The sequence below is a fragment of the Paenibacillus marchantiophytorum genome (assembly GCF_014640555.1).
In the GTDB taxonomy this organism is placed as follows: domain Bacteria; phylum Bacillota; class Bacilli; order Paenibacillales; family NBRC-103111; genus Paenibacillus_E; species Paenibacillus_E marchantiophytorum.
On the sequence record NZ_BMHE01000048.1, the window covers coordinates 21,437 to 46,605 of the forward strand.

The 25,169-nt window shown below is 46.5% G+C and carries 26 protein-coding genes and 1 pseudogene; 19 read left to right on the forward strand and 8 right to left on the reverse strand.

The features are described from left to right. Positions 1–232 precede the first annotated feature (232 nt). From IEY34_RS29230 to IEY34_RS29245, 4 genes are read right to left on the reverse strand one after another with little or no spacing between them, the layout of a single operon-like run. Complete coding sequence (locus tag IEY34_RS29230; RefSeq protein WP_189018726.1) at positions 233–874, reverse strand: DUF1796 family putative cysteine peptidase; 642 nt, start codon at positions 872–874, stop codon at positions 233–235. Positions 875–889: 15 nt separating this feature from the next. Beyond that, positions 890–1,516 (reverse strand): DUF1796 family putative cysteine peptidase, encoded by a 627-nt coding sequence (locus IEY34_RS29235; protein WP_189018728.1) that lies wholly within the window; start codon positions 1,514–1,516, stop codon positions 890–892. Between the two features lie 15 nt (positions 1,517–1,531). Then, positions 1,532–2,155, reverse strand: coding sequence for a DUF1796 family putative cysteine peptidase (locus IEY34_RS29240; RefSeq protein WP_189018730.1), 624 nt, complete (start codon positions 2,153–2,155; stop codon positions 1,532–1,534). After that, on the reverse strand, positions 2,152–2,787 hold the full coding sequence (locus IEY34_RS29245; RefSeq protein WP_189018732.1) for a DUF1796 family putative cysteine peptidase: 636 nt from the start codon (positions 2,785–2,787) through the stop codon (positions 2,152–2,154). Before IEY34_RS29245 ends, IEY34_RS29240 begins: the two co-directional genes overlap by 4 nt. 275 nt (positions 2,788–3,062) lie before the next feature. On the opposite strand from IEY34_RS29245, the gene IEY34_RS29250 reads away from it, so the two are divergent. The 8 genes from IEY34_RS29250 to IEY34_RS29285 all read left to right on the forward strand — a co-directional run bounded on the left by IEY34_RS29250 (position 3,063) and on the right by IEY34_RS29285 (position 10,696). Next, positions 3,063–3,452, forward strand: a complete 390-nt coding sequence (locus IEY34_RS29250; protein WP_189018734.1) for a hypothetical protein — start codon at positions 3,063–3,065, stop codon at positions 3,450–3,452. A gap of 31 nt (positions 3,453–3,483) precedes the next feature. Continuing rightward, a complete protein-coding gene (locus IEY34_RS29255; protein WP_189018736.1) occupies positions 3,484–3,831 on the forward strand; it encodes a hypothetical protein in 348 nt (115 codons plus the stop codon). 17 nt (positions 3,832–3,848) lie between these two features. Then, a complete protein-coding gene (locus IEY34_RS29260) occupies positions 3,849–4,913 on the forward strand; it encodes a glycosyltransferase family 4 protein (RefSeq protein WP_189018738.1) in 1,065 nt (354 codons plus the stop codon). A 58-nt stretch (positions 4,914–4,971) separates the two neighbouring features. After that, on the forward strand, positions 4,972–6,207 hold the full coding sequence (locus IEY34_RS29265; protein WP_189018740.1) for a sialidase family protein: 1,236 nt from the start codon (positions 4,972–4,974) through the stop codon (positions 6,205–6,207). Between the two features lie 34 nt (positions 6,208–6,241). Continuing rightward, positions 6,242–7,459, forward strand: coding sequence for a sialidase family protein (locus IEY34_RS29270; RefSeq protein WP_189018742.1), 1,218 nt, complete (start codon positions 6,242–6,244; stop codon positions 7,457–7,459). Between the two features lie 143 nt (positions 7,460–7,602). After that, on the forward strand, positions 7,603–7,974 hold the full coding sequence (locus tag IEY34_RS29275) for a hypothetical protein (protein WP_189018744.1): 372 nt from the start codon (positions 7,603–7,605) through the stop codon (positions 7,972–7,974). 434 nt (positions 7,975–8,408) lie between these two features. Then, positions 8,409–9,611 (forward strand): glycosyltransferase, encoded by a 1,203-nt coding sequence (locus IEY34_RS29280; RefSeq protein ID WP_189018746.1) that lies wholly within the window; start codon positions 8,409–8,411, stop codon positions 9,609–9,611. A gap of 14 nt (positions 9,612–9,625) precedes the next feature. Then, positions 9,626–10,696, forward strand: coding sequence for a glycosyltransferase family 4 protein (locus IEY34_RS29285; protein WP_189018748.1), 1,071 nt, complete (start codon positions 9,626–9,628; stop codon positions 10,694–10,696). 229 nt (positions 10,697–10,925) lie between these two features. On the opposite strand, the gene IEY34_RS29290 is transcribed toward IEY34_RS29285, so the two are convergent. Next, positions 10,926–11,840 carry an NAD-dependent epimerase/dehydratase family protein gene (locus tag IEY34_RS29290; protein WP_189018750.1) on the reverse strand — a complete coding sequence of 305 codons (915 nt, stop codon included), beginning with the start codon at positions 11,838–11,840 and terminating at the stop codon, positions 10,926–10,928. Positions 11,841–12,058: 218 nt separating this feature from the next. Between IEY34_RS29290 and IEY34_RS29295 the strand changes: the two genes are divergently transcribed. The 6 genes from IEY34_RS29295 (at position 12,059) to IEY34_RS29320 (ending at position 15,668) form a co-directional block, all read left to right on the forward strand. Beyond that, positions 12,059–12,847, forward strand: a complete 789-nt coding sequence (locus IEY34_RS29295; protein WP_229757901.1) for a glycosyltransferase family 2 protein — start codon at positions 12,059–12,061, stop codon at positions 12,845–12,847. Positions 12,848–12,851: 4 nt separating this feature from the next. Then, positions 12,852–13,964, forward strand: coding sequence for a glycosyltransferase family 2 protein (locus IEY34_RS29300; RefSeq protein ID WP_229757902.1), 1,113 nt, complete (start codon positions 12,852–12,854; stop codon positions 13,962–13,964). Then, positions 13,955–14,686: a glycosyltransferase family 2 protein gene (locus IEY34_RS29305; RefSeq protein ID WP_189018752.1), complete on the forward strand. Its 732-nt coding sequence runs from the start codon at positions 13,955–13,957 to the stop codon at positions 14,684–14,686. The genes IEY34_RS29300 and IEY34_RS29305 overlap by 10 nt, the downstream gene beginning before the upstream one ends. Before the next feature lie 72 nt (positions 14,687–14,758). Next, positions 14,759–15,049 (forward strand): nucleoside-diphosphate sugar epimerase, encoded by a 291-nt coding sequence (locus IEY34_RS29310; RefSeq protein WP_189018754.1) that lies wholly within the window; start codon positions 14,759–14,761, stop codon positions 15,047–15,049. A gap of 11 nt (positions 15,050–15,060) precedes the next feature. Beyond that, positions 15,061–15,405, forward strand: coding sequence for an alpha-helical endospore appendage domain-containing protein (locus IEY34_RS29315; RefSeq protein ID WP_229757903.1), 345 nt, complete (start codon positions 15,061–15,063; stop codon positions 15,403–15,405). Further along, positions 15,405–15,668, forward strand: a complete 264-nt coding sequence (locus IEY34_RS29320; RefSeq protein ID WP_189018756.1) for a hypothetical protein — start codon at positions 15,405–15,407, stop codon at positions 15,666–15,668. The genes IEY34_RS29315 and IEY34_RS29320 overlap by 1 nt, the downstream gene beginning before the upstream one ends. Before the next feature lies 1 nt (position 15,669). On the opposite strand, the gene IEY34_RS29325 is transcribed toward IEY34_RS29320, so the two are convergent. Continuing rightward, on the reverse strand, positions 15,670–16,659 hold the full coding sequence (locus IEY34_RS29325; protein ID WP_189018757.1) for a ketoacyl-ACP synthase III: 990 nt from the start codon (positions 16,657–16,659) through the stop codon (positions 15,670–15,672). Between the two features lie 135 nt (positions 16,660–16,794). On the opposite strand from IEY34_RS29325, the gene IEY34_RS29330 reads away from it, so the two are divergent. Beyond that, positions 16,795–17,271, forward strand: a complete 477-nt coding sequence (locus IEY34_RS29330) for an S-layer homology domain-containing protein (protein WP_189018759.1) — start codon at positions 16,795–16,797, stop codon at positions 17,269–17,271. A 530-nt stretch (positions 17,272–17,801) separates the two neighbouring features. Here the strand turns inward: IEY34_RS29330 and IEY34_RS29335 are convergent. Beyond that, positions 17,802–19,379, reverse strand: a complete 1,578-nt coding sequence (locus IEY34_RS29335) for a HEAT repeat domain-containing protein (protein ID WP_189018761.1) — start codon at positions 19,377–19,379, stop codon at positions 17,802–17,804. 138 nt (positions 19,380–19,517) lie between these two features. Here IEY34_RS29335 and IEY34_RS29340 point away from each other — a divergent pair, with 138 nt between their 5' ends. From IEY34_RS29340 to IEY34_RS29350, 4 genes and pseudogenes are all read left to right on the forward strand, one after another. Beyond that, positions 19,518–20,393 (forward strand): AraC family transcriptional regulator, encoded by an 876-nt coding sequence (locus IEY34_RS29340; RefSeq protein WP_229757904.1) that lies wholly within the window; start codon positions 19,518–19,520, stop codon positions 20,391–20,393. Beyond that, positions 20,390–20,530: pseudogene (locus IEY34_RS37955) on the forward strand (class B sortase); the annotation flags it as partial. The gene IEY34_RS29340 and the pseudogene IEY34_RS37955, both read left to right, overlap by 4 nt. Positions 20,531–20,663: 133 nt before the next feature. After that, positions 20,664–21,461, forward strand: a complete 798-nt coding sequence (locus IEY34_RS29345; RefSeq protein WP_189018763.1) for a peptidoglycan-binding protein — start codon at positions 20,664–20,666, stop codon at positions 21,459–21,461. A 281-nt stretch (positions 21,462–21,742) separates the two neighbouring features. Further along, positions 21,743–22,303 (forward strand): nitroreductase family protein, encoded by a 561-nt coding sequence (locus IEY34_RS29350; protein ID WP_189018765.1) that lies wholly within the window; start codon positions 21,743–21,745, stop codon positions 22,301–22,303. A 390-nt stretch (positions 22,304–22,693) separates the two neighbouring features. Here IEY34_RS29350 and IEY34_RS29355 read toward each other — a convergent pair whose 3' ends face one another. Continuing rightward, the gene (locus IEY34_RS29355; RefSeq protein WP_189018767.1) at positions 22,694–25,135 is read right to left on the reverse strand and encodes an EAL domain-containing protein; all 2,442 of its coding nucleotides are present in this window, start codon (positions 25,133–25,135) and stop codon (positions 22,694–22,696) included. Between the last annotated feature and the right edge of the window lie 34 nt (positions 25,136–25,169).

Below are 25,169 nucleotides of genomic sequence, written 5' to 3' on the forward strand. Positions count from 1 at the left end.
AGCATTTCAGGTGAGATAGGGTTGAAATTCAGCGTTAAGGGTCTGAGCTTTGGAACCCCACGATGGTAGAGGGGGCTCAAAGCTCAGGATAAGGTAGCTAAACGTGCTTATTTGCTCGAAAGGCGGCTGTTTTGGAGACATAAGCAAGGTCTAATCTCAAGCCGTACCGCTAAGTCGGCGGGGATTAGACCGTTTAGCTTGCTTATTTATCTCCAAGCACATCCCCGCAGTCCTACTCATTCACAAGGTCCTTGTAGTGAATGTCACTGAAGATGCTCTTCCACAAGGTGTCATTGCCATGCAGCATATCATGATTGGGCAGCTCGATGGTGCATACGCGTTCAATTGGCCAATTCGTTTCTAGGATGTTCTCGCGATCGGTATATTGGCCAAACAAAATGCGGAAATCATGCTTCACTAGCTTAGAGAGTGTCATCTGCAGCTCTTCCACTTGTTTCCTGTTGCCGCCGGTTCGAATGAATAGGAGCCTGCGGCTGGTTTCTAATTTGTCGAGGAACCGTTCGATACGCCGATCGTATTTTTCTTTGATTTCGGGGTACGATTCTAAGTTCGCTATTGTATTCTTTTTGACGGAAAAATCATGAGCACTGTCGATGTGATAAGTCTCGTCTCGCACAATATAGTTGAAGGGGCCATAGTCTTCGCCGACAACCTTCAAATTTTTAAATTCCATGAAACTATTAAAACGATTATTCAAAAGCCGGTTCACCTGAGACAAGTCGCCGGATACCATCCAATCCAGCACACCGGCGTAGGGACGCAGCTTATTTTTCTCCAGCTGTATAGCAGGGAAGCAGCTGTCTCCCAGACTAAAGAAGGCATCATAGGAGCCTTTGATTTCGGAAAGTTTCAAGGGGATGACCTCCTTTTAGACCATGTGAATACCGTCCAATATTTCTTTCCACCAATGATCATTCGCTGTAAGAATGTTATCCATTGGAAGTTCAAGCGTACAAACGTTGTCATAGGTGCAGCGTGTTTCTATCATTTGCTGCACAGGACTATGCTTCACAAGAATTAAACGATACTCATGAGTCACTAGTTCGGATAGGATGGCATGCAGCTCGTCCACCTGTTCCTTCGTGTAGCTGCCGCAGCGAATAAACAAGAGGTGATGAGCCGTGTTCATTTTTTCCAAAAAACGCTGAACCCTGCGATCATATTTGGCTTTAACCTCGGGATAAGCGGTCAGCTCGTGCAGCGTATTTTTGCTGGTAAAAAAATCGTGATTGGAAGAAAACTGATAAGCTTGGTCGAAGACCAATAGATTTTTATCATAGGCTGTACCTATTATTTGGAGGTTGGCTAATTCCATAAAGCCTTGAAAGCGATTCTTGAGCAAGCGATTGACATCTGATAAATTCAGTGAAATCAGCCAATCCAGTACGCCCGAGTAGGGGCGCAGCTTATTTTTTTCCAATTGAATGGATGGGGTGCAGTGATCCCCTAAGCTGAAGATGGCGTCATAATTGCCTTTGATCTGTGCCAGTTTCATTGGTTCCCCTCCGCCTTATTTCAGATAAATGCCTTGCAAGATTTGAGCCCATAGCAGATCATTCCCAAACAACACATCGTTATCCGGGAGCTGAATGGAGCAGACGCTCGGCAGAGGCCACTCGGTTTCAACGATGCCTGTCACTTTCGTATGCTCAACGAACAGGATCGTGAAGTGATGGGTAACGAGACCGCTCAAGACAGCGTGCAGCTCTCTTACTTCTTCAAGCGTCCCCCCTGTGCGAATGAATAAAAGATGGGAGCAAGTTGTTGTTTTCTCTAGGAATCGAGCAACACGGCGGTCATATTTGGCCTTGACCTCCGGATAAGTCGCCAAATGGTCAGGTGTGTTGCGGGCAACAAAGAAGTCGTGATTGGAAGCGACATTGTAAGCCTCGTCAACAACTAAGAATATTTTCTGGCTGGCATACCCAAGCACGTTGAGGTTGGGGAGCTGCATAAAGCCCTCGAAGCGATTCCGCAACAGACGGTTGACGTCGGATAATTGATGAGAACCCATCCAGTCGAGAACACCGGAGTAGGGACGAAGTTTATGCTTCTCTAATTGGATAGAGGGACCGCATAAATCTCCTAAGCTGAAGATTGCATCGTAGGTTCCCTTTATGTCCGCTAATTTCATAGAGAAAGCTCCTCTCTGAATTGAATTCCTTCCAACAGGTTACTCCATAGATGATCGTTGGTATGCCAAATCTCCTGATTGGGCAGTTGGACCCAGCAGACGTTCGCAAGGGGGCAATCCTTTTCAACAAGGTCGGGAACGGCTGTATGCTGAACGAACAAGAGGCTGAAATCATAGGCAACAAGCTCCCTCAATATGGCTTGCAGCTCCTCAACATGTTCGAAGGTATCTCCTGAGCGAACAAAAAGAATTCGCCGCCGAGTGGTAAGGACGTCCCAAAAACGAGCGATTCGCCGCTCATATTTGGCTTTTACTTCTGGATAAGCTGACAGCTGTGTGAGACTGTTCTTGCGAATAGAGAAATCGTGGTTGGATATGAAGGAGTACCGGGTATCGAGTACCAGGAGCTGCTGGCCGGCATAGCCGAGAATTTGCAGATTAGGCAGTTCCATGAAACCCTGAAATCGCTGCTGAAGCAGACGATTGACGTCGGATAGGCGGTTAGAAATCATCCAATCGAGCACACCCGAATAGGGACGCAGCGCGTTTTTCTCCAGTTGCATCGCAGGAACGCAAAGGCCTCCCAAGCTGAAAACAGCCTCATACGAGCCTTTCAAGTCTACCAATCGCATAAGTTAACCTCCCTCAGAAACTTCTTCATGGAAAAGTTGCTTCTATAGTAGATGCGCCCCAAGGAGGATTGGATTGGACAAAAGCAGGGCGTTGTTTCCCCAATTTATGAGAGAATCCACCTGTGAGATATAGGTATTTTCTAGTGGAAATAAGCCCTTCCCTTTTGTCATTAATTTCATACCTTAATAGAGTGAACATGCATGAGCTTGAGCACCGATCAGAGATATTTTGCACGCTGCCAGGCAAGGCGTATAGGCGATTTGGAGAGGGAGTGATGACGATGCAGAAGTACACACATGCAAATTCAGCCAAAGAGGGGACATTTACGCCGTTTTTGATTACGGATAAGGAAGTTGTACTCACCTCTGTCATTGCTATGCATGTAAGTCCAGGGAATCGAATTATCCTGCAAATGGAAGTGGCATGGGAGAAGCCGATGAACTGGGATATGGGGGAGATTGAAATTGTTTTACGCAAAGATGCTCCTGACGGACCTGTCATCTATTGGACACTGGAGTCTTGTTTCGTAAGTGCGCATACAATCGTGGAGCAAGTTGAAATCGGGGAAAACCCCGTTCACATTTACTACTTATCTGTTCTTTCGTCAGAGCATCGTGCGATTATCGTGGGTCCTTATCTTTTGAAATGCACGGTTATGGAATAAAGAAGCCAATGGGTATGAGGATGGTGAACGAATGTCGATTTTTCGGATAGATGCCAGTGAAAGCCAAGCCATTAATTCTAACTATATTCAGTCTATTGATATTACTTTGCAGAACTTAGGCCATGAGGAATTCGATATGTTGATTCAGGGGACGAATCCTTCGGGGACGACCTTTACGTACTTATATCATTTGAATCCTGTGTCCGCAGCCAATTCCGTTATTCATATCCCTGATATTTATACGAACTATGAGTCCTTTTCTTTGCTGCTTGTAACCAATATCAACACTTACGCCACAACAGCTGTTACGCTGCATATGAAAAGCAATGGACATGTGGTAGCAATATTCACACAAGATAATTTTGTCCGAATCCATTGAGAAAAGAGGAGAACAATGTGAATGTTCTTTTCGTTTATTATGTGCCAAGCGGCGGGGTGGATACCTTGAACCGTCTAAGATGCAAGGCGCTTAAACCTTATGGCATTCATGGTGATTGCCTCTATTATGGTTGGGGAGCCGGGATGCAAAATAAATCAGATACCCCTTATTATGTAACAAAAAACGATATAGAAATTAAACAAATTATTGATAAAGGCAATTATGATGCCATTGTGGTAACGACAGATTACGTATCCTTTCCAAGATTTCGATTACTCGGATATACCGGCAAACTGGTGCTGGAAGTGCAGGGATACGGTCCCAAGGATGTGGCTCGGAAAGAGCTTACACAGGCCATCCCTTATGTGAATGCTTATGCCGTTGGATTGCTTAACCCACGGACGCCGCATATCACTGCTTTATTTGAAGAATTATTCCCGGCTATTCCCCGGTTTAATTTCAATAATGCTTTTGATTCGCACTCTTTTACCTATCAGCCTCTGCCTAGAGCCCAAGAACCGATTATCGGTTGGCTTGGACGTATTCAGGATAATAAAAATTGGCGTGAGTTTTTACAAATCGGCCATACCTTAATTCATCATGGATACCCCAAATTGCAATTGTGGATGTTTGAAGATCACCATCTATCGGTGCCGGAGGAGCGGGTTCAGTTTCATGAACTCGTGGAACAGCTCCGCCTGAAGAAGCATCTTACCTTGCGTTCCAATGTGGAGCATGCTCAAATGCCCAACTATTTCTCCATGATTGGAGATTCGGGAGGTCTCTTATGTTCCACCTCTAAGGTAGAAGGGGCTCCCTATGCTGTTTTGGAAGCCATGAGCTGTCGCTGCCCGGTCCTATCGACATATTCGGATGGTGTCTCCAGTTCGATCTATCACAATGCCACGGGCAAATACTATCAACAAGGACATATCGCACAAGCGATTGTTGAGGCCAAGGAATTGATGAGGAATTTGGAATTGCGGGAATCGATCCGTGCGGCGGCTCAGCTTCATGTGGAGCGCAATTTCAGCGCTGATACCTATGCACAGCATTTCAAGGCTATGCTCGATAGCTTATAAGAAAAGCAAGCGTGCTTAGAGGCAAGTTACAGCGAATGTAATCGAAGGAGGAAGTATCGTGGCGAATTATCAAGTGACTCCCAGTGGTAATCCGAAGCAGGAGCCTTCGGTTGCCGTAAATTTACTGGATCTAACGACAGTCATGGCAACTGCAACAGACTTTTCCTCTGGTCCGCCATTGATTGGGATCTATCGCTCAACCAATGGCGGCGTGAATTGGGTCAACGCGCTCCTTCCACTGCCTGCGGGTTTCAACGGAGCAGAAGCGGGCTTCGTTGCCTATGGATTTCCGAACTTGTTTATCGTCTCAGCGCATGTGTTTCCTGGCGATTCCGATGGCACGGTTGTTGCTTATCGCTCGACGGACAACGGCGTGACCTTTTCAGATCCTATCTTTGTCAACAGAGGTTATGGCAATTTCATTAATAACGACTGGACGAAAATTATTATTGATAATGCGCAGTCCAGCCCTTATTTGGGTCAAGTGTATGTCACTTACAACCGGCAATACAATGTCGATTTAGGAGGCAACTCTGTAGCTGGCTTTCAACGATCAAGAGACAGCGGGCTTACCTGGGACCAGCCACAGTTCCTCTCGGACTTGATGGAGGATACGGAACGGGCTGATGTGGCGGTCAGTTTGAAAGGAGTTGTGAGCTTGGGATGGATCGATACCAGTTCGGCAAGTCCAGCTTTTTTTATTCGAATTTCATTGGACGGAGGGACAACCTTCGGAGCGCCAATCTTTGTTTCTACGGTTGTCCTGGTTCCGAGTCCACTCCCTGTCACTGGTTACGAGTTTCGTATACTTAATTTCTCTAATCTCGCAGCCGATACGTCGCTGATCCCTGGAACCAGCGGCAATGTGTATGCGGTTTGGCAGGATAACCGCCAAGGGTATGCGGACATTTTCCTTTCCCGATCGCTAGACCAAGGACAGACCTGGAATGCTCCGATTTCAGTAACGAACGCTCCGCCGGGATCACAGAATTTCTTCCCGGCTATTGCGGTTTCGCCCAAGACGGGGACCGTGAAAATTTTATATTATACGAATAAATTGGATGGCTTTGATCTGGATACTTACGTCGCTGAATCGAGCGATGGAGGCTTGACCTTCATCAATTCCAGAGTCTCTACTGTATCTTTTAATCCGAATGGGACCAGTCCCACTCCTACACCGCTTATTGGGGATTACATTGATTTGACCATCATACCACCCGATGACTTTCTAGGTGTTTGGACAGATACGAGGACGGGGACACAGACCATTTTTGCAGGGAATAATAATCCCTAAGTAAATTCAATACATGAAAATGAGGAGGATGGTTATGGCTAATGTTCAAGTGTCACCCCCTGGTACGCTTGCTCAGCAACCGTATGTCGCCGTTAATTGGTTGAGTACGAATATTATTCTCGTTGGCGCTACCGATTTTACTTCCGGACCGCCGCTTGTTGCGGTGTACCGCTCCATGGATTCAGGAAATACCTGGTCGCCGACCACATTGCCCCTTCCAGCTGGTTTTCTGGGAGGGGAATCTAATGTGGTGGCTTATGGATATTCAAGCATTTTCCTCGTGGCATCGCATGTATTTAATGCGGTATCTGGCACAATAGTTGTCTATCGTTCTACAGATAATGGCGCAACATTCTCTGCTCCTATTATCGTAGCGCCTGGGTATGGCACCTTTACGAATAATGTGCAGGTCATCGTGGAAATCGATAATGCGCAAGCCAGTTCTTTCCAAGGGAATTCCTATTTAATTTATGTTCACGGGTTTAATACGGATGTCATTGGTGGATCCACGATTTTCTTTCAAAGGTCCTTGGATGGGGGAGTTACCTGGCAGCAGCCTGTACTCGTGTCTCCGGAGGCTGGCATCGTAACACGATCTGATATCGGTATCGGGCTTTCGGGCATTGTTTATGTGGCTTATATTACGCTGAGCCCAACTACGGAATTCAAAGTAAGCCGCTCCTTGGATGGGGGAACAACCTTTTTGCCTGCAGTTACGGTATCTTCGGTGACGCTTGTTCCCGATGTGCTGCCAGTGACAGGCTATGGATTTCTTGTTCTGACATCAGCCAATATTGCGACAGATACGTCATCATTTCCGACAAGCGGGAATGTTTATGTAACCTGGCAGGACAATCGGCTCGGGTATGCAGCTATCTTTTTATCCAAATCGGTGGATGACGGCGTTACTTGGAGCGCCCCCTTATTAATATCGAATAGCGGGCCTGGCTTTCAGAACTTCTTCCCAGCGATTGCCGTCTCGCCGAAAACGGGTCTAATCACTGTTATTTACTATTCGAATCAAGCGGATGGTTTTAATTTAAACACCTATGTTGCGGAATCTTCCAACGGAGGCAACTCGTTTACCGTGACACAATTAAGCACAGCCTCCAGCAATCCGAATGCGGGAAGTGCCACACCGGTGACGACGATTGGCTACTATATCGACATTGCCAGCAGCCCGCCAGCTGATTTTATTGGTGTTTGGACAGATACAAGGACGGGGGCACAAACCATTTTTTCAGGAACATAAGGGTTTTGGAGGTTACCAGGCATTTGGAGGTTATCTCCAATGCCTTTTTTTATAACTCTCCACGAACTGATCTTATTTGTCCAATCATTCTAGCAAGCCATGCATATAGTAATGGTAGATTCATAGATAGGAGGTGGACATAAATGGTATATACAACTGGTTTAATCAACAATACGAAAGACGGAGGAACTTCTGCTGCGAATGTCATTGTCAATATTACGAATGATGATCCCGTGAATACAGCGCTGGTTCTGGTGAAAGTATTTTATACGACAGGTACTGGTGTTGCGAAAACGCCCTTGCATTTCACAGGGTACTATGTAGTATCGGGCTTTGTGGATATTCACACGTTCTCAATAGCGGGTGTTATCGCATATGAAGTTCAGATTGAAATTGACAGTTCGACGCCGAACCTGACGATTCCAACTTGTTTTGCTTCTGATACATTTGGAAACCCGATTGGTGACAAAAGAGTCCTGCAACCTGAATTCGCAATCATTCCAGCTTTAAGCTAATCAAGTGGATTCAGTAAGACATTGAACCCGAGAAGGAACTATGGTCCGCTAATTGACGGAGAACGGGGTAAAAGTAGCATGAGAGGGAACTGTGGTACGTTATATCGGCGAGAATGTTGATTCTGAGCGGAAAATGCTGAAATAAGGGATCCTACTTCCCTTTCAGCTGTCAATATCCGATTTCGAGCCAAATAGAGGATCATAGTTCCTTTTCACAATAGTTTTTCCTGATTTCCCCCGATTTTCCCGTAGTTGATCCAATGTCTGTGAACTGCGGACCTCGCTGAAGGTGCAAAAGGGTTGATACAAGAAGATGGACGTGAGTCCGGTCTTCTTTTTTTGCATTTTAGACAAGTAACTGGTTACGAACACAATCAAATGACTACGTACAGAAATAAGCTATTAGTAATAACGCAAGGAAGGGGTTCGAATCCATGATTGAAGTCGGAATCGTTATGCCCGTATACAAGCAAAAACGTGAATATCTAAGCGCAGCGATAAAGTCGATATTGAATCAGACGTTTAAGCAATTTCGATTCGTTCTTGTGATCGATGGAGACCCGGAGATGCTGAAACTTTCCAAACAGCTGGTTGGTGGGGACCCCCGAGTAGAGTTTATCGTGAATGAAGTCAATCTGGGTGTGGCTAAAGCGTTAAACCGTGGTTTTGAGGTATTATTCGCAGATCCGAGGTTGAAATATGTGACTTGGGTATCCAGTGACAATATCTATTATCCACAATTTATTTCGGTGCTGCGCAATGCTCTTGCTCGTTGTCCGGAGGAGGTTGGACTTGTCTATAGTTCATTTTGCTCCATAGATGGGGATGACCGTTCCATGGACACGGAGCAAACATTGGCACAGTTGAGGCAGTATCAATCCCAGTCCAGAGATGCGCTTCTGGATGCTTGCATAACGGGCGTGTCCTTTATGTATAAGTCACAATATGCCAAGCAAATCGACGGGTACTATCTTGAACCTGTAGAGGACTATGAATACTGGCTTCGCTTAACCGAACTTTGCGACATCAAATATATTCCTGTGGAGCTTGTTGATTACCGGGTGAATTCTACGTTCAGTATTTCTGCTACCTTGCTAACTACGGAAAACCATCGCAAATGGAGATATGCCTATCACTTGGCACGACATGAGGCCAGAATGAGGCGGGGCATTGCACCGCTAGTGACCGTGCTATTCTGTGTGAACCGAATGGATGAAGGGAGTATCGCATGTTTGGAGAGCCTATATGAACAATCATTTAGCAACTATGAATTGCACATTTTGGACTGTTCCTCCGATCGAGCAGCTACCTATGAAATTTCCCAAATTTCACATCCCGCAGTGAAATATAATTTTTTTCCTCAAGTGGACGAAGATAAGGCTATTTTCTATGCTTCGCAGTTTACGAAAACGCCCTTCACCTTTGTGTTGGGGAAAGAGCCTTTGTCCCAACGTCTCTTGATGCAAACACTAGTCCAGCAATTAAGCAGCCAAACGCCAGATTACATGTCTAATTATTTTACGAAAGACAATTTAATCGGATACCGCAAATATGAGCAGGATGACAAACCCTATTTCAATGAGCTTTTCCGAACGGTGCATTTTTTTGCTTACCAAATTAAGAAACATCTAGTATGAAAGCGGGCCGGGCTATGAAAATTTTATTTACGTTCTATAACCCTAGTGGCGGCATGGATACCTTGAATCGAATACGCTGCGAAGCTTTGCAAAAAATCGGTATCGAATGCCATATGCTCTATAAATTTGACGGCAATGGACGGCGAAATATTAAACATATAAAGACACATATTTGCAGTACAAACAAGGATATCGAAGATTTGCTCCAGCGGGAAAATTATGACGCGGTCATCGTCTGCACCGATTTCGAATTGCTGCAGAAGATTCGCGCCAGCGGGTACAAGAAAACGCTCATATATGAGATTCAGGGGCTAGGCACGATGGAAACGGCTGTGGAGATTTTGAAGCAGGCTGAAGCTAATGTGACTAAATATGCTTCCGCGCTGCTATACCCGCGCACCTCTCATTTAATGCGGCTGCTCGAAGATTTTTTCCCGGATAAAAAGCATTTTTCCTTCGATGATCCCTTAAATATGGATGATTTCGGCTATACCTCGTACCCGCAGAAGAAATATTGTGTTATTGCCTGGGTAGGAAGAATTGAGGCGAATAAAAACTGGCGTGACTTCATTGAGCTCGGTTATCAGCTTAGCCGATCTATCCCGAATCTGTATTTGTGGATGTTCGGCGATATGGATTTAAATGAACCCGGTGAGCAGAAGAAATTTGAAGAGAAGATCGCAGAGCTGGGAATTGAAGATCGGGTAATCCGATATTCGAACGTCCCTCATGAGCAGATGGCTGACTATTTCTCCATGATAGGCGACTCGGGTGGTTTTCTATGCTCAACCTCCATCTTGGAAGGCTTCGGTTATGCCGTGGCGGAGGCTATGCTTTGCCGCTGTCCTGTGCTTACAACAGATTCGGACGGGGTCAGGAACTTCATTTTTCATCATGAAACGGGCTTATTCTTTCCCCATGGGGACATTGGTCAAGCTGTTGTTCTGGCCAAACAACTGATGTACAATGCTGAACTTCGCAAACATATTCGAACGAATGGAGAGCGTTATATCAAAGTCCGGTTCACGGTTCGCAAATATACGAAGAAGTTTATGAAGATGCTTGGAGAGCTTGGCGTAAAGTAAGGCCAGAGAGGGATGGCGCAGGAGCTAATCTTCGTGTCCAATTCTCAGCTACTGTTTCCGTAGCTTCTATCCTTTCCGTATTAACACCTGTAACGGGAGCAGGCCCAGAAAGCTTTAACGCCGCAGCTTACTCTGACTAAGCATTCTTAGCTGAAACAAACGGAATAACGAACGTAAAGAACCTTACCTCGAGTTGCACCGAGTGTGAGGTTCTTTCGTGTTCAATGGTCTAATTGTTGGTGCTGATCTGGTACGTTTCTAACAAGCCTGATCGAATGTCATATTGAGGCATCCAGGACAAGAGTGCGAGTGCTTTGCGATTATCCAAACAGCTGTGCTTGATATCGCCATCTCTAGCTAAGGCATGCAGGATTGGCAGTTCAGAGCCGTGATAGTGCAAAAGAAGCTTCGCCAACTCCTTGACGGAGGTTGGGCTGCTCGTACTCACATGCAGCGTCTCTCCGCCGCCGCGGTGGATGGCCGCGAGATTCGCACGTACCACATCTTTCACATAGACGAAGTCTCGAGTCTGCTCTCCATCGCCATGAAGCGTGATTGCTGTCTCTTTCAGCAGGCGATCCATGAAGACAGCGACTACGCCGCCCTCTCCTTTCGGCGTTTGTCTGGGGCCGTACACATTGCCATACCGCAAGATGGTGTAGGGAAGTCCGTGGAATTGATGGAAGACTCGAATATAGGATTCGGCAGCAAATTTGGATAAGCCATAGTAAGAAATCGGTGACGTGGGGTCTGTTTCGATAAGTGTCTCTCGCTGTAAGTTGCCGTACACGGCGGAAGTTGAAGCGAAGATGAATTTGCTTACACCCGCATCCCGCGAGGCTTCAAGGAGATGAATGGTGCCGATCAGATTAATGTAGGCATCTTGGCCTGGATTCGCAATCGAACGCTGAACATCGGCTTGTGCCGCAAGGTGGAAAACAACGTCAGGCCCAATGGCCGCGATAAGCGGCTTCATCTGTTCATCGCAGATATCGACTTGATGAAAATTGGCTTCTGGATGCATGTGATCTATTTTTCCAGATGACAGGTTATCTAGGACATGAACTTCATAGTGCTGGGCAAGCAGCTCATCGACTAGATGGGAGCCAATGAATCCCGCACCGCCAGTAACAATAGCTTTCATCGTGCATTCCTCTCTTTCGGATCTTATCCACTATCTTACGTGAGGAGCAGGGAGGAGGTACGAGGCAACTGCCCGATTGTGACTAGGAACTGAGCCGAACGGATAGGCTGTACATCTGCCTGTTTTCCTATTGTACGGCTTCTGCCCTGTCCTCTTCCTTTTCTAATCATAGAATACATAAAGCAGATATTCCGTCATGGATAGGAGTTGAGAACGAATTGAGTAACCAACGTATTCAGCGGAAGCAGAAGCAGCTAGTGGCGCGCATCAGCTTGCATCAGCCTAAAGTATCCGTCATCATTCCTGTTTGCAATGAGGCACGAACCTTGGCTAAGGTGATTCGGGAAGCCTTTCGTGTGCACCCGCAAACAGAAGTCATCGTGGTTGACAATGGTTCGTCAGATGGGAGTAAACGAGTAGCAGCACAATTAGGGGCAAGGGTTATCTCGTTTAATCAACCGCTAGGACATGATGTAGGAAGAAGTATTGGAGCAAAAGAAGCCAGGGGAGATATTCTACTCTTCCTGGATGCTGATTTCGTTGTAGCAGCCAAAGAAGTGATGCCGCTGGTAAGAGCCGTACAGCGTGGTGTGGATGTCGCTTTGAATAAATATAACGGAAGCACGGCCAAAGTTGGCGTTCATCGCGTTGTGTTAGCGAAACACGCCTTAAATGCGATCATTAATCGTCCCGATTTGCTAGGTGCCTCCATGACGACGATTCCGCATGCGATAAGCCGCAAAGCACTGAACATGATCGGAGCTGATAATTTGGCAGTTCCTCCACTGGCGCAAGCGATAGCGGCACATCATGGACTTCATATAAAAGCAACCCAACTTATTCAAGTGGGACTTCGCAATCGTATCCGCAGAAGGCCCAAAGCGTCTGATCCCATTGGCGACTTAATCATTGGTGATCATCTGGAAGCGATTGGCTGGTTGGTTGGAGTATCTGGTGAACGAGCGAGCATACACGATCAGTTGCGCGTAAGAGAAATGATGAGGTGAGCCGATGAAACCGAACATCAAGAGAAGAAGCGCTCAGACCCTAGCTGCGCCGATGAATAAAAAAAGAGTAAGTCCTAAGCGAACTTCGCCACGCCTTCGTAAGAATTTTACTCCCAAACGAACAAGAACTCAATTGTATTGGCGGAACTGGGGGAGTCGGGCGGGTCAGGAAGATGCGCTGAAATATGATATTACCAAAGAGGGTTACCAGAAGAAAGCCCTGAACAACCATTGGATGCAGAGATCGTCTTCTGAGTTGCTTCTGTCCAATGCCCCAAGCTATGAAGCTGCTGCCAGAGGATACGTCTCCGGTTATTGCAAAGCGGCCAAACTGCCACTCCCGGATTGGGTGTTAATGCCGACAGCCAAGTCCGTCGGAGCTGTTGTTTGTGTCATGAACGAGGAACGAACCATTGTTAAGGTGCTTGAGCAGCTGAATCGCTTACCGCTGGATGAGATCATTATTATTGTGAATGGCTCTAATGATCATACTTTGGAGAAAGTTAAAGCCCATTCCCAGGCGCTAATTGTGCATTATCCCGATCCACTGGGCCATGATGTCGGTAGAGCCATCGGAGCCAAATTAGCGCAATCGGACATTCTGCTCTTCTTGGATGGCGATTTTGTAGTTGGCGCAGAGAAATTGCTTCCTTTTATCTATGCGATCGAACGTGGTCATGATCTTGCTTTGAATAATATATCCCCGTATTTACCGACATTCTCGCAGTGGGATTCTGTGACGGTTATGAAGCGATTCCTGAACGTGTCCATGAAGCGGCCGGACTTGAATGCCAATTCACTAACTGCGGTACCACATGCCTTATCTCGCAAAGCGATTACGCAAATGGGCTGTGCAGAGCTCATGGTACCGCCGAAAGCGCAGGTTAATGCGATCTTGAACGGACTTCGAATAACAGCGCCAGCCAGCATTAATGTCGTATCCGTCAATCGCATTCGTAAGATGAACAAGGGGAGAAATAACCCTGTTGCCCGGTTGATTATCGGCGATCATGTCGAAGCGCTGAACTTTGCCATGAAGTTGAGAGGAGAGCGTATTGTGTTTCCTGATGTCATTCGAAAAAGGGAATTCCTCGAGGGGGAAGTTGCATGCAGGTAACGAGTATCATCATTCCGACATTCAATGGCCTAAATTTATTGCAAGAGTGCGTGGCATCCATTCGCAGGCACACTTCCGTGCCTTATGAAATCATCGTTGTGGACAACGGTTCCCAAGATGGCACGCTGGAGTATTGTCATAGAGAACGTCTCAAGCTTGTTGCTATCCCCATTAACCGCGGTTTCCCTGTCGCTTGTAATTATGGTCTTCATATCGCCACAGGCAACGCCTTGATGCTGCTGAATAACGATACATTAGCGACTCCGAACTGGCTGGACAACATGCTGCGGGCCCTTTACAGCAGCGACGATGTAGGAATAGTTGGACCGATGACTAATTATGCGAGCGGCAGACAGCAGATTCAGGAGCCCTATACCAATATCAATGAAATGGTAGCCAAATATAACACGCCGAATCCTGCGATCTGGCAAGATACAACCCGTTTGGTCGGAATTTCCTTGCTTTTTAAAAGGGAGCTGCTGGACCAAATCGGTTTCATGGATGAGCGATTCTCGCCAGGACATTTTGAAGATGACGATTTCTGTTATCGCACGCGTTTGGCTGGTTACCGATTATTAATTGTCGGCGATTGTTTTATTTTCCATCATGGGAGCGCCAGTTTTCATAAAAAAGGTTATGAGGCCGTCCAAGCGCTGCTGCAGCAAAATCGTCAGAAATTTATAGATAAATGGGGCGTTGATCCCCATACCTTCATGGAATAACTTGAGGCAGACACCGTTCGCTGCATGGCTGCATAACTTAAAGTGAAAAAGCGGATTTGGAGGCGAAACAGATTGGAACAACGGGTAACGACGATCATTTCCCATATAGCAGCCTCGCACCACGAGATGTCCAAGATTCTGGAAGCAAAGCGAAGTATTTCGACGCAGATGGCCGTCATTGCGAACGATATACCAGATTCGCATCCCGATTTTGAAGGCCTAAGCATGCTGCAGGAACAGGCTTTGCAGTTGACCAAAAATATAACGGCTTACTTGAACAGCCTTGCTAATCTAGAAGAAGCCATCGCTCAGCAAACGGAAATTGTGATGAAAGAAATGAAAGAACCTGAAGATGAGGAATAGAGGGATCCGACTTGAACAGAAATGATCTTTATTTGCATATGCTGGATGCTACGGCGAAGCTGCAGCATGAAATCGCCTTAATGTTGGAGGCTAGAGTGGTTGAAGCAGAGAAATCACGCAATTGGATATGCCACCATATTAATTCCTCCAACTTGGAGGGCCATGAAAATCAAATGAAGCAAACCGGAGAAATTCATGAATATGTGATTGAACTTATTGATGGTTTGACGAAGATGGAGAACTCATTAAACCGTCATATGCAAGCACTTCTTGGGCAAAATGAGTCCGGTTCCGGAAATTCCGGCGGCTCGGGCGGCATGGGCAACCTATTTTCATTCGGTGAGGATGACAAGTAATGAAAGCAGCGAATCGTGAAACCATTGAACTGCATATGCTGACCTCGCTGGCGCGAAGCCAGCGAGCCATATGCCGAATCTTAGAGACCATTGCCGATCAGGTTGAAACCTCGGAGCAGTTGGCTAGTCATCTGGCAGAGAACTTAGCGGCACTGAGTGGCTATCAGCGTACGCTAATACAGAAATTGACCAAACAAAACCGGCGTGTGCGCTATGTGGGAACACCAGGCAAACCATGGATTAACAAGCAAATCAAGCGTTGACTTACCCCCAGCGCACGATCAATCCTGCGTGCGTAAGCCCCCCGCCAAAGCCATACATTAAAAGGGTGTCGCCGTCCTTAACTTTCCCTTCCTTGATCCCCAAATCTAGAGCAAGCGGAATGGATGCCGCGGAAGTGTTGCCCATGTATTCCAGACTATAGAGAGCTTTATCCACAGGTATTCCGCTTTTCTCGCATATGGATTCAATAATTCGCAAGTTAGCGCTGTGGGGGATAAACCAATCGATCGCTGTTTGCGTCAATCCGCTCTTGGCAAGCAGCTTCTCGATGCCTTGCGGAACCGTTGTTACCGCGAATTTATAGACTTCGCGGCCATTCTGGACAAGCTTGCCATCGCCCGTCAGCGGGATGTCCTGCCACATCGTAGACAAGCCAGTACGGTATACATGCTTGCCGCCGGATCCGTCCGATCCCATATGATGCGCAATAAACGCAGGGTGCTGTTCTTCGCGCTCCACGACGACAGCACCGGCGCCATCGCCAAACAGAATGCAAGTGGAACGATCGGTATAATCCGTTATTTTGGACAGGGAGTCGGCGCCGACCACCAGAACTTTGCGGTGCACGCCGGCAGCGACCAATGCACTTGCCGTATGCAGTGCGTAAGCGAAGCCGGCACAGGTGGCATTAAGGTCGTAAGCCCCCGTTGCAGGCAGCCCGAAGTGCGCCTGAATCTGGCAGGCAACCGGGGTAGACGGAAGATCCGGGGTATGTGTAGCTACGATGATAAGCTCAACCTCGTCGAGCGAAGCGGGATATCTGCCGAGCATATCCTGCACAGCAGCTATACATAGATGGCTTGTGAATTCATCGGCAGCAGCAAGTCTGCGTTCGCGGATGCCCGTGCGCTGTACAATCCATTCGTCATTCGTATCAACCATATCTTGCAGATCGGCGTTGCTTAGAATATGAGAAGGCACGTAAGTACCGATGGCAGAGATGCGGGCTTGCAGGGGAGTTGAGGCAGTCATGGAAATCACTCCTTTAGTATTTGGTATTAGTACTAGGTACTAAGTTATAGTTTTACTTTAGCGGATAAGATGCGATATGTCAATTGGTCAATTTGCTACCTTTTCAAACCAAGAACAGTTGGTGTCAGAGGAGTAGTGAGTGGGGTCGGAGAAGGACGATATAGTCCAAACGGCAACGTGACGCGAGCACAGTTTATTCAGATGCTAACAGGAGCATTGGAAGTCGGGGATGACAAAGCTGTTGCGACTTTTGCCGATGTCAGCGCGGGCGCATGGTATTACAAGGCCATTACTGCAGCGCAATCACTCGGTATCGTTAACGGCAGGGAAGACGGCAGCTTCGGTATCAATGATCCCATCAGCAGACAAGATAAGGCGACAATGTTGTATCGGGCCGTGAAAGCAATAAATATCGTCTTGCCGAACAAAGAAGCGGCAGCCGCCTTCAAAGATCAGGAGACGATCGCCACTTATGCTACCGATGCCGTTGCCACGATGCAGCAAGAAGGCATTATGAATGGTTTCGACATTGGCACATTTGCACTTGAAGAATATGCGACAAGGGCGCAAGCCGCTGTAATGGTTTACAGGCTGTTTAAACTAAGATCATGATATTCTCAGGTGGTAGAATGAGCAAGGGAAGTGGTCTAACGTAGATTACTTTGGTACGGCGGGTTTTCGGTCTCAAGTGGCGTCTAATGAACTCTATGATGCTTATAGACGAGAAAATAGCTACTTTGAAGATTTTAATGAACTGGATTGGCGCTATCGAGCACATGATAGGTGGAATGGTAGTCATTTTGTTGAAATAGCGAATCTGGGATTCCTTAGATTTTCAGAAGGCGCGATTTTGATCGAATAGAGGGTATTGAGTTCGTAAGGGGGCTTGGGCTAGCCTCAAGGTTCATTGTAAACGCGGAGTTACTCCAGCTGCCTCGCGCGGGAGAGAACTACAGTACGCTATATAGCCAAAAGTGGCATTATCGCGAGGGCGGGGGAAGCTACAGGGCGCTATTTTGCTGTTTCACGAGAAATTCAGCGCTTTTCGTGGAAATAAGACCCTGTAGTTCCGCTAAGACCCTCGCATCCCCAATATTTGCCCAAATAGCGTCCCAGAGTTCCCCTCACTAGTCATTTATTCTCTAGAAAGTACTAGTTTTGCTCGTATCTGGACACCAGCGAGAAGAGCGGTAATAGCGGATCAAGATGTCTACTGCTTCCGCTGTTCGCAGATGGGTGAGTGCTTCCGCTGCATAAGCTCTGACGTAACGGTCTTGGCTATGAAGAGCTTCAGCCAAGGAACTGACAGCTTCCCTAACATCTCCAACATGACCGGTACGAAGTAGCGATAGTGCCGCAGTATATCCAATCTTATTCGTAATGTAACGCTGAGAGACTACATAAGACGTTTTCGCTGTTTGGTTATTGGAATCTGAAGCATCGTTGGTTTCACTTCTTAATGAATCTTTTAGAACTTTAGCTAATGCCAGAACAATGGATTCATCAGCATTTTTAATCATACCTAGTGCTTCGACCGCATTTCGGCGAACCCATTCGCTCTCATCTTGTAAACTTGAGATTAGCGTGGATGTAACTTCACCTGCGGAAGATCCAATCATCCCAAGTACGAATGCTGCTAATGCTCTTCGCTTTTCGTCTGCATGCTTCATAACACGAAGCAGCTCGGGAATTGCCTCATCACCAGCTGCTTGCAATCCATATGCTGCTCGTTCAGCAATAAGGGTTGAGCCCTCTGTAAGGTGGCTGATTAGGGTGTTAATACCTTGTGTTTCAAGGTGTCCAAGCGCATAGGCTGCATTCAAAGCCGTGGTTTCGACCGGATCATTTAAAAGATTACCAAGCGAAGGAGCGCAAGAAGAAGCTGCTGCTCCTAACTGACCCAATTCGTCAGCAGACCGGCCGCGAACGGTAGGGTCTTCAGACTCAAGGTTGATCTGTAATGACAATAATCGCTTCTCGCTCGTACTGTTGTTATCTTGCTTTATTAGCCGTTCACCGCGAAGCCAGTCCCAGACGTCCTGCCATAAATTTAAGTGGGTAGCAGGTGTTCCTTCCGGCACAATCATCTCCTTGCTTTGATGATTCCAGGTCGGAATCTCCGGTGCACGCAATCTTAGGAATTGAAACTTAAGCATATAACGATCTAGTGGTGATACATTAAGCGAAGCTCTATGCCATAAATCGAAATGTACGAGCACCATAGTACCTGCCTTACCTGTGGGCAGCAGGGTTTCGCCCTGTTCGTCGATAAATTTTTCGTAATATTGGGTACCTGGCATGATCGCAGTTGGACCTAAATCTTCTGTTATATCGTGGGTGTAATAGAAGATCATTGCCCACCATGGACGGTGGCTGCGCATGGAAGACCAATAGCCGTCTTTGTGCCATTGTCCGCCACCAGGAGTCTCATTTCCAGGTTGATTGTAATGACAGTGGCGATGAGGATGCATGTAATAGTCCGGACCTAATACACTGCTTAAGGCTCCCTTGACGGTCGGCGTATCGAACAACTGTTGAATGTCTGGGACACGTGGCAGAATGTTGTTTCCTGGATTCCCTTCATTGTGCATAACATGATTAATCTGGTTCATAATGCTTTGATGAAGCTGATTAGGTAATTCGTTCCTAAGAACAAGATAGCCTTTCGTAATAAACTGCATCATTTGCTCATCCGTCAACAAGTAATTGGATTCTATCATCCTAAATCCTCCTAGAAAATGTCGTCTTCACTTATACATAGTACAAGGTTTGCATTATTTTGTATTTGCAAAATCGTCAAAAATTTGTACAATCGTCATATCAATTGTTATAGATGAAGTCGTTAGGTGGTGTGGTCAATGGTGTTGGATTTCGCTGAATTTCATCCGTACGTGTACTATGCAACCAGATATCCATTCTCAAAGGCTCAGACTAGCAACTATCGGATTTGTTATACGTCCTCCCTATACTTGATAAGCGAAGGCAGAGGTGTCATTCATACTGGTGGTCGAACTTATGAAACAGCAGCAGGTTCTCTTGTATTCATTCCTGCTGGCCAACCCCATCATTGGGTTGCCGACAGCTTAGATCCAATGGTTCACATTTGCTGTTATTTCGATTGGTCATATGTAGCTCGTCGAGTCGATTTCGCCGACCCGAGTCGAATTTGTTATGATGTTAACACGCTGGAGCCTTCATTGGTTGGCCCCATTTTTCCATATTTTTTACCCGAGCATTTGAAAGTAGAGAAGCTGCAAATATGGATCGATTTTTTTGAGAAATTTTATACTGATAATTGCTATACGAACGAGAGGACTTATATTCGTAATTTAAGGATTCAAAGCAGTTTCCAGCAGTTTATCGAGTTTTTTCTAACTTTTGCCCTGAAAGAGGAGCATATCCCTAATCTCCGCATGTCCAAGTTGCTTGATCGATTGGATCAGGATCTGGTACTTGGCAATCTACAACCGTTGGAAACGTATTACAAAGAATTAGGTATAAGTCGAGGTTATTTTTTTGATTTGTTCAAACAAGTAACGGGAGTACCACCTACCCAATATGTCATTCAATTCAGGATTAACCGTGCGAAAGAGGATCTCCTCTTTACAAACCTGAATATCACTGAAATCGCTGAAAAACACGGTTTTTCATCCATCCATTATTTTTCAAAGCTATTCCGTAAGTTACACGGTCGCTCACCGCGAGAGTACCGAGAGGAGAAGAATTACATGTAGCGCAAAAATCGTTGTGTGCTTCTGACATTGAGCCAACAGCAGCTAATCAGATAGTCACGTTGTCGACCTGTGATTACGTGCTTGATCCAAAGGATGGCCGAATGGTCGTCCATGCTCGTTTGAGATGCTTGAACTGAGATTTAAACTAGATGAGGATCTCCCAATGCAAATTTTCATTATTTTGGATAATAATCGGGAATTAGGTCATTCTAATGCTTATCGTCCATAATGCGACGAATGATGCTGATGACGGGGAGTGAACGTAAACTCATGTTTCAAGGCAAAAAAAAGCATATCTGGATCTTATGCATTTGTATCGCCTTGTTTTTCTCATCCACAACGACTGCTTTTGCTTATGGCAAAGGAGCTAAGGGACCGGATGTGTATGCGGTTCAGGGGATGTTGAAGTCACTTGGCTACTATGGTGGTCCTATTACGGGCTACTATGGAAACCAAACACAGGCGGGTGTGAAAGCTTTCCAAAGCAGATATGGTCTTCCGGTAACAGGTGATGTAGATGATCAAACCTTGCAGTCCATTCTATGGGCATACGGGAATCTGAAAATACCGAAAAAGACGCCGTCCACGCCGACGCCAACCCCAGTACCGATATCTCCGACGCCAACTCCGGTACCAATATCGCCAACCCCGATCCCAGTTCCTCAGGTTCCATCGGAGACAGGATTAACGGTTGAGGAGCAGCAAATGCTTGATTTGGTGAATAAAGAACGAGCAGCCGTGGGACTTTCTCCACTTCTAGCGGATGCGGCGCTGGTCAAAACGGCAAGGCTCAAAAGTCAGGATATGGTTGATAACAAATATTTCTCCCATGACTCACCGACGTATGGATCGCCATTTGATATGATGGAGAAATTCGGTATAACGTATAATGCCGCTGGCGAAAATATCGCTTGTAATCAAAGCGTACAAGCAGCACACGAAGCCCTGATGAATTCACCTGGCCACAAAGCGAATATTTTAAGCAAAGATTATACGCATATTGGCATTGGAATCGTTAATGGTGGACCCTGCGGCAAGATGTTTACACAGCAGTTTATTGGGAAGTAACGACAGGCCTGTAAGCCTTTGCCCGAATGATGGGTGGAGGCTTTTTTGTATGGAAAAAGGCTCACAATATTTGACATTGAGAATAATTATCAATTATGATTGGAACATACGTATCAGAGCTGCAAGGATGTGGATGTATGGCCTATGCCGGGCATGGGCTTGCTGCTGTACAATGCCACCATGCATGGCAGCTTAACAGACGAGACGGTTTACCATTTATTGTCCCAATCATGACTGTATTCTCATGGCGGAGAAATCTAGAAGACTAGATCGGAGGAAACATGGAGCTAACAAAACTTATTAAAGAACGACGTTCCGTACACCAATTCGAGGATAAATCTGTTCCCTTGGAAGTGGTGTCTGAACTTCTGGATACAGCCGTTTGGGCACCGAATCACCGGATGACGCAGCCGTGGCGCTTTGTCATCATTCAAGGTGAGGGGCGCCAGAAACTGGCCGATATTGTGCGCAAGTTCAGAGAAGCCAATGAGCCCGATCCTGTGAAGGCCAAGGAAATCGGCCAAAAGCTATTCGACAAGTTCATGTCTGTGCCTATGTTCATTGCCGTTGTCCTGCAAGTGAATGCGAATCCAGCTATTGCGGAAGAAGATTATGCCTCGGCTAGCTGTGTCATTCACAATTTCAGCTTGCTTGCATGGGAGCAAGGAATTGGCATGGTGTGGGAGACGTATCCATTGCTGCGGTTAGATGCTTTCCGTGAAGCTTTCGGTGTAAAGCCAGATGAACGGATAATAGCCAGCATGCATGTAGGTTATCCAGGGAAAATTCCATCCGCGCAGCAGCGCATACCGGCCAGTGAACGCTTGACGGTGATGGAGTAGTTCATGACAGCGCGCAACTGGTACCTCTCCGGCGGAGGATTGATCTCCTTTGAGGGTATGGTGAAGCGAGTCGCAGACACAGTGAAATAGAACTCTCTAATGAAAAGAACCTTCAATACCACGAGAAGTGGCTTAAGGGTTCTTTTTTAACTCGAATTTATGGGGTGATCGAAGAGTCACACCAACTGCCTCGCGCGGAGATGAGAGGAACTACAGAGCGCTATTCTATCAAAAAGCGGCATTTTCGCGAGCCAAAGGGAACTACAGAGCGCTATTTTGCTTTTTTTCCAGGAAAATCAGCTTTTTTCGTGGAAGTAAGGCCCTGTAGTTCCGCTATCGCCCTCGTACCCTATCTATTTGCCTAAATAGCATACTGGAGTTCCCATTCCTTTAATAGGATGGGCCACCACTGTTAAAAGTCTCATCTCTTTGGACGGCGAAGTCGCGTTTCTGATTGCTTATGCTGTTCAGTCTAGCGCGATGCCATTGTTCAAACTCATAGGCGCTAACGGGACGTGAGATTAGGTAGCCCTGGATGCTGTCGCATTTGTGCTGGGCCAAGAAGTCGTATTGTTCTTCTGTTTCAACGCCTTCTGCCAACACATTCATATTCAGGCTGCGTGACAGGGAAATGATACTTTTGGCAATTTGGGCGCCTTGCGGAGACTTGTCTCCGATAAAGGACTTATCAATTTTGATTTGATGGACGGGCAACTTGTGAAGCAGGGAAAGCGAAGAGAAGCCGGTACCGAAATCATCGATCGCAATCGAGATGCCAAGTGCGGTTAACTGATTCAGCAAGGCAAGCGCCTGCTCTTCGTTCTGTATAGCAACGCTTTCGGTAATTTCCAAACAAAGATACTTGGCTTCTAATCCCGTTTCCTCCAGAACCGCTTGGACCTTGTCTGCGAAATGAAGCTGATGAAATTGCAGGGTAGAAATATTAACGGCGACCTTAAGGGCGGGCAATCCCTGATCCTGCCAATGTTTGCACTGCAGGCAGGCATTGCGCAGCACCCAATCTCCGAGGGGCACAATAAGCCCGCATTCTTCGGCGAAAGGAATGAACTGAAGCGGCGGGACCATGCCGTGTTCAGGCGAGTTCCAGCGAACGAGAGCTTCCATGCCGCAAACACGGCCATCAGTCAGGTCAATTTGCGGCTGATAATAAAGCACCAGCTCATCGCGTTCAATAGCTTTGCGCAAGTTGCGTTCCAAGGCGAGACGTTCATCGGCCATATGACTCATGGAAGGCTGATAGGCTTCCATCTGGTTGCGCCCTTGTTCTTTGGCTCGATACATCGAGATGTCTGCACTCTTAATTAAGGAATGGACGTCCTTGCCATCATTCGGGTAGAAGCTGATGCCCAAGCTTGCAGTTACACTTAATTCAATTCCATTCTCGATGTAGGCAGCGTTCTGGAAGCGAGCAATTAGTTGATTTGCGATTTGCAGTCCATCCTTTTTGCTTGGCAAATTAGGGAGGAGAATGAGAAATTCGTCTCCGCCGATTCTAGCGACCGTACTTCCTTCGTAGAAAGGCTCCGATAATAGACCAGCGACAAATTGCAGCAACCGATCCCCGACTTGATGACCGAGGCTATCGTTGACTATTTTGAAACGGTCCAAATCCAGCAGCATGACCGCAAGCAGCTGATTTTCTTTTTCGGCTTGTTGTAATAAGTCTTTGACAACACGTTGAAACTGGTTGCGATTGGGCAGGCCTGTCAGGGCATCGTGATAGGCGAGGAAGGAGATCTTCTGTTCTGCTTCCTTTTGTGCGGTAATATCTCGTAGAATCATAAACTCAAGCGTTTCGTCCCCAACATCCAAATAGTCGGTATCGATGACCAAGGTCATTGGTTTATTGGTCATGATAGATAGTTTGTTTACTTCGAAATTGTGCAAGGAATGCCTAGCATCGAAGAGCTTGCGATGCGACTCAAGCAGCTGCGGATGAAGCTCCTTTGGAAATGTTTCTAGAAAGGAATACGCGTTAGGCGAATGTTCATTATCAACCGGAGGCAGCATTCTTTTGCCAGCCGCATTAATTTCAATAATATTCCCGTCCTTGTCCAGCAAGGCAACACCGAAAGGAACGAGATCGAACAGCATCTCATACTTGCGGGATTCACCGGGCAGCAAATCATATCTTTTGATAATCGCACGAGCGGCAAGGACATAGAAGATCACGGGATGAATGGAGAGCTCGGGCACTGTCATAGAAATATGTACAAGGTTGGTAAAAATGGACACGAGAATACCCCAAAATAAAGTGACAAGGCTAGTTATCATCAACATGACATATTTACGCCGATGAATGCCGGAATGTGCGCGTATGATCCTAACGAGCATGAGTATTTCGGTAGTTACATACAGCAGCACAAACAGCAGGGAATAAGGAAATAAAGGGCCGGCGATAGGTTTGATCCACTCGCTATGCGGTTCATATCCCTTAATCACATAGGGGGTGAAGACGGCTAAGGGAGTAAACAAGCAAAAGGGTACAGCGTATATAACAATTCGGACTGTGCGGGAAAGTTTGTCGCCAATTTTGCTTATGTTGAAGTAAAACATCATACCCAGACCTGTGGAAAGCAAGATGCTTGGGAAGAAGATAACTTGGTAAAAAAAAGGCGCAAAGGAGGAGGGAAGCAGGTTCATTAAGAATTGAGCCAGGAAAATGACCGCATAGCTGGCAACGAAAAGGGTGGCTGCGCGATGAATCTTGCTTTTGGGATTTCGGAGCCGAATTTCTATAGAAGAATACAAAAAGTAGATGGATGGAAGAAGATAAATTATACACGTTAGTATAAGGTGACGCGTGGACATTAAGGACTCACTTCCTAACTAAGACGGATAACCG

Excerpts from the sequence above, each read along its gene's own strand:
- IEY34_RS29235 (WP_189018728.1), bottom strand. The coding sequence starts at position 1,516 with ATGAAACTGGCACAGATCAAAGGCAATTATGACGCCATCTTCAGCTTA.
- IEY34_RS29240 (WP_189018730.1), bottom strand. The coding sequence starts at position 2,155 with ATGAAATTAGCGGACATAAAGGGAACCTACGATGCAATCTTCAGCTTA.
- IEY34_RS29245 (WP_189018732.1), bottom strand. The coding sequence starts at position 2,787 with ATGCGATTGGTAGACTTGAAAGGCTCGTATGAGGCTGTTTTCAGCTTG.
- IEY34_RS29250 (WP_189018734.1), top strand. The coding sequence starts at position 3,063 with ATGACGATGCAGAAGTACACACATGCAAATTCAGCCAAAGAGGGGACA.
- IEY34_RS29255 (WP_189018736.1), top strand. The coding sequence starts at position 3,484 with ATGTCGATTTTTCGGATAGATGCCAGTGAAAGCCAAGCCATTAATTCT.
- IEY34_RS29270 (WP_189018742.1), top strand. The coding sequence starts at position 6,242 with ATGGCTAATGTTCAAGTGTCACCCCCTGGTACGCTTGCTCAGCAACCG.
- IEY34_RS29275 (WP_189018744.1), top strand. The coding sequence starts at position 7,603 with ATGGTATATACAACTGGTTTAATCAACAATACGAAAGACGGAGGAACT.
- IEY34_RS29280 (WP_189018746.1), top strand. The coding sequence starts at position 8,409 with ATGATTGAAGTCGGAATCGTTATGCCCGTATACAAGCAAAAACGTGAA.
- IEY34_RS29285 (WP_189018748.1), top strand. The coding sequence starts at position 9,626 with ATGAAAATTTTATTTACGTTCTATAACCCTAGTGGCGGCATGGATACC.
- IEY34_RS29290 (WP_189018750.1), bottom strand. The coding sequence starts at position 11,840 with ATGAAAGCTATTGTTACTGGCGGTGCGGGATTCATTGGCTCCCATCTA.
- IEY34_RS29300 (WP_229757902.1), top strand. The coding sequence starts at position 12,852 with ATGAAACCGAACATCAAGAGAAGAAGCGCTCAGACCCTAGCTGCGCCG.
- IEY34_RS29305 (WP_189018752.1), top strand. The coding sequence starts at position 13,955 with ATGCAGGTAACGAGTATCATCATTCCGACATTCAATGGCCTAAATTTA.
- IEY34_RS29320 (WP_189018756.1), top strand. The coding sequence starts at position 15,405 with ATGAAAGCAGCGAATCGTGAAACCATTGAACTGCATATGCTGACCTCG.
- IEY34_RS29325 (WP_189018757.1), bottom strand. The coding sequence starts at position 16,659 with ATGACTGCCTCAACTCCCCTGCAAGCCCGCATCTCTGCCATCGGTACT.
- IEY34_RS29335 (WP_189018761.1), bottom strand. The coding sequence starts at position 19,379 with ATGATAGAATCCAATTACTTGTTGACGGATGAGCAAATGATGCAGTTT.
- IEY34_RS29340 (WP_229757904.1), top strand. The coding sequence starts at position 19,518 with ATGGTGTTGGATTTCGCTGAATTTCATCCGTACGTGTACTATGCAACC.
- IEY34_RS29345 (WP_189018763.1), top strand. The coding sequence starts at position 20,664 with ATGTTTCAAGGCAAAAAAAAGCATATCTGGATCTTATGCATTTGTATC.
- IEY34_RS29350 (WP_189018765.1), top strand. The coding sequence starts at position 21,743 with ATGGAGCTAACAAAACTTATTAAAGAACGACGTTCCGTACACCAATTC.
- IEY34_RS29355 (WP_189018767.1), bottom strand. The coding sequence starts at position 25,135 with ATGTCCACGCGTCACCTTATACTAACGTGTATAATTTATCTTCTTCCA.